The organism is Vibrio sp. Vb0598 (assembly GCF_033338935.1).
GTDB lineage: Bacteria > Pseudomonadota > Gammaproteobacteria > Enterobacterales > Vibrionaceae > Vibrio > Vibrio alginolyticus.
The window spans coordinates 1-2,348 of record NZ_JAWOTP010000050.1 but is presented as its reverse complement, the minus strand read 5'-3'; the positions used below and the strand labels follow the sequence as shown (position 1 = coordinate 2,348).

The 2,348-nt window shown below is 51.1% G+C and carries 1 protein-coding gene; it reads left to right on the top strand.

Annotated features, from left to right (window positions below):
* The coding region (locus R7Q38_RS22725) for a tandem-95 repeat protein (protein ID WP_318114379.1) at positions 1-2,348 on the top strand (2,348 nt) is incomplete at both ends.

The following is a 2,348-nucleotide window of genomic DNA, read 5'->3' as shown; positions in this document are numbered from 1 at the left end:
ATCGTTACGTCCGGTGGGGTATCGGAGTCCACCACGGTGAACGTCGATGTCACACCAGTGAACGATGCGCCAGTGGCAAACGATGACACGGCTGTAACTGACGAAGACACGCCAGTGACGATTGATGTTCTGCCAAACGACACTGATATTGATGGTGATACGCTGTCTATCCAATCGGCGTCTGTACCTGAAGCGCAAGGCACAGTTGAGATTGTTGATGGCAAACTGGTGTTCACACCGGCCGAGAACTTCCATGGCGACGCCGAAATTACTTACACCGTTACGGATGGTTCACTGACTGACCAAGCAACGGTCAACGTCACCGTGAATGCGGTGAACGACACGCCTGTGGTTGAAAGCAGCATTGCAGACCAAACCTTGGCGGAAGACTTTACGCCATACACCATCAATCTAAATACGGCCTTCAGTGATGTGGATAACGTGGATAGTGAGTTAACGTTTAGCGTCTCTGGCAACAGTAATGTCAATGTCTCAATAGAAAATGGCATTGCTACGTTCACTCCAACCGCAGACTGGAACGGCTCAGAAACGCTGACGTTTACTGCCACCGATCCAAGCGGCAAGAGCGTCAGTCAAACGGTGAACTTCACAGTAGCGCCTGTGGCGGACATCGTGGCAGACAACGCGACGGTTGTGGAAGATACGCCAACCATCATCAAGGTCTTAGATAACGACACGTTCGAAGGCGACGACAAAGTGGTGTCGCTGGATACCAATAACGGCCCAGCCAACGGCACGGTCTCGGTCAACCCGGATGGTAGCGTAACCTACACACCAAACGACAACTACCACGGTACAGACAGCTTCACGTACATCGTCACGTCGGGTGGGGTATCGGAATCCACCACAGTGAACGTCGATGTGACGCCAGTGAATGACGCGCCAGTGGCGACCAATGACACGGCGATTACTGACGAAGACACGCCAGTGACGATTGATGTCCTACCAAACGACACCGATATTGATGGTGATACGCTGTCTATCCAATCGGCTTCCGTATCTGAAACACAAGGTACAGTTGAGATCGTTGATGGCAAACTGGTGTTCACACCGGCCGAGAACTTCCATGGTGATGCTGAAATCACTTACACCATCACCGATGGTGCGCTGACTGACCAAGCGAAAGTAGCCGTTACCGTTAACCCAGTAAACGATGCGCCAACGATCAAGGTCGATGCTGTAGAAAGTATCACTGAAGATGCAGTGAATACCGATACGGTAGTGGCAACGTTGGAAGTCGCTGATATCGACACGCCAGAAGAGCAATTAACCGTTTCTTTAGAAGACAACTCAAACGGCTACTTTGCGCTAGTTGGCGATGAAGTCAAACTGACTCAAGCGGGTGTTGACGCGGTTAACAACGACGAACTCAACCTTAAAGACCTAACGATCAGCGCATCAGTATCGGATGGTGTTAATCCAACGGTTAGCGACAGTGATAGTTTGATTGTGAATCGCGTTAACGATGCACCAACAGTCGATAATGTCATTTCAGATCAAGTGTTAGCAGAAGATTTTACGATCTACACGATTGATTTAAACGACGCATTTAAAGACAGCGACTCGGCACTGAACTTCTCAGTGTCCGGCAACAGCAATGTGTTGGTGTCGATTGAAAATGGCATTGCGACTATTAGCCCAACGGCAGACTGGAACGGCTCAGAAAACCTAACGTTTACGGCTACCGATCCAAGCGGTGAAAGCGTCAGTCAAACGGTGAACTTCACAGTAGCGCCTGTGGCGGACATCGTGGCAGACAACGCGACGGTTGTGGAAGACACGCCAACCATCATTAAGGTTTTAGGTAACGACACGTTCGAAGGCAACGACAAAGTGGTGTCGCTCGATACCAATAACGGTCCAGCGAACGGCACGGTCTCGGTCAACCCGGATGGCAGCGTCACTTACACGCCAAACGACAACTACCACGGGGCAGACAGCTTCACGTACATCGTTACATCGGGCGGGGTATCGGAGTCCACCACGGTGAACGTCGATGTCACACCAGTCAATGACGCGCCAGTGGCAAAAGATGATACCGCTGTTACTGACGAAGACACGCCAGTGACAATTGATGTCCTACCAAACGACACCGATATTGATGGCGATACGCTGTCTATCCAATCAGCGTCTGTGCCGAGTGAGCAAGGGACAGTCGAGATTGTTGATGGTAAGTTGGTGTTCACACCGGCTGAGAACTTCAATGGTGACGCCGAAATCACTTACACCATCACCGATGGTGCGCTGACTGACCAAGCGACGGTCAACGTCACCGTGAATGCGGTGAACGACGCGCCTGTGGTTGAAAGCAGCATTGCAGACCAAGC